This is a genomic window from Sphingomonas sp. 2SG (assembly GCF_005503285.1).
In the GTDB taxonomy this organism is placed as follows: Bacteria; Pseudomonadota; Alphaproteobacteria; order Sphingomonadales; family Sphingomonadaceae; genus Sphingomonas; species Sphingomonas taxi.
In genome coordinates this window covers 1-1,427 of the sequence record NZ_SCMZ01000107.1, presented here as the reverse complement: position 1 = coordinate 1,427, position 1,427 = coordinate 1, and the positions used below count along the sequence as shown (strand labels likewise).

Sequence of the window (1,427 nt, the reverse complement as noted above, 5' to 3'; positions counted from 1 at the left end):
GTTACCCGATCGCGCCTTCCACGCGCTGCGCCACAAGGAACGCTATCGCACCCGCGCGGCCGACGCGCTGACGGACCTCATCAAGGAGCAGGTCGCATGACTGCCGACGCACCTTCGGCCCTGACCGGCCTCAAGCCGCTAAGCAGGCTCGATCACCCGCGCGAGATGATCCGCCAGTTCACACCCAACTGGTTCGCCGCGACGATGGGCACCGGCATCCTCGCTCTCGCGCTGCCGCAGGTGCCCAATATCGGCCCCGCGCTCAAACCGATTGGCGAGGTGTTGTGGTTCTTCAACATCGCGCTCTTCATCCTGTTCGCCGGTCTCTATGGCGCGCGCTGGGCGATGTTCGGGCATGAGGCACGGCGCATCTTCGGCCACAACACCGTGTCAATGTTCATCGGGACCATTCCGATGGGCTTGGCGACGATCATCAACGGATGCCTCGCCTTCGGGATCGCGCGGTTCGGTAACGGCATCGTGCCGGTCGCACACGTCCTGTGGTGGATCGACGTCGCCATGTCGCTCGCCTGCGGCGTGTTGATCCCCTACCTGATGTTTACCCGCCACGAGCACAGCCTGGACGGCATGACTGCGGTATGGCTGCTGCCGGTCGTCGCAGCGGAAGTGGCGGGTGCCAGCGGCGGGCTGCTCGCGCCGCATCTGACCGATCCTCACGCGCAGATCGTGACGCTCGCCACTTCCTACGTGCTGTGGGCCTATTCGGTGCCGGTCGCGTTTGGCATCCTCACTATCCTGATCCTGCGCATGGCGCTCCACAAGCTCCCGCACGAGAGCATGGCGGCATCCTCTTGGCTTGCGCTGGGGCCGATCGGCACCGGGGCGCTGGGTATGCTGGTGCTTGGGGCGGATGCGCCGGCGATCCTCGCGGCGCATGGGCTGGTCGGTGTCGGTACCGTCGCGCAAGGGATCGGCGTCGTCGCCGGGCTCTGTCTGTGGGGTTTCGGCCTGTGGTGGCTGGCGCTCGCGACGCTCATCACCATCCGCTACTGGCGCGCCGGCGTCCCATTCAACCTTGGCTGGTGGGGCTATACCTTCCCGCTCGGCGTCTACACCGTCGCCACCTTCCGCCTCGGTACGACGCTGAACCTAGGCTTCTTCGGTATTGTCGGCACAGTGCTGACGGTCGCGCTCGCGGCGATGTGGCTGCTGGTCGGTGCCAAGACACTCGCCGGAGCATGGCGCGGCAACCTGTTCGTCTCGCCCTGCATCGCTACCCCGAACTGATCCACCCTGATGATCGGATCAATCGGTCCGATCACTTGCAGAACGCCGCTTCGAACCGCCAGCGTGGCTGGCCACAGGAGAGCCTTGTCATGGACAATTTTGACGCCGCGCTGGCGAGTGAAACCAGCCGTCGCCGCTTTCTCAGGCGTACGGCGCTCGGCACCGCCGGCCTTGCCGCA

1 protein-coding gene and 1 pseudogene are annotated in these 1,427 nt (G+C 65.7%); both read left to right on the top strand.

What is annotated here, in order from left to right:
* Nucleotides 1-100, top strand: a pseudogene (locus FFS23_RS20675) (LysR family transcriptional regulator); the annotation flags it as partial.
* On the top strand, nt 97-1,248 hold the full coding sequence (locus tag FFS23_RS19910) for a TDT family transporter (protein ID WP_137899962.1): 1,152 nt from the start codon (nt 97-99) through the stop codon (nt 1,246-1,248). The pseudogene FFS23_RS20675 and the gene FFS23_RS19910, both read left to right, overlap by 4 nt.
* The last annotated feature ends 179 nt before the right edge of the window (nt 1,249-1,427 follow it).

What these genes read in the sequence shown, in the direction of transcription:
- FFS23_RS19910 (WP_137899962.1), top strand. Translation starts at nt 97, where the DNA reads ATGACTGCCGACGCACCTTCGGCCCTGACCGGCCTCAAGCCGCTAAGC.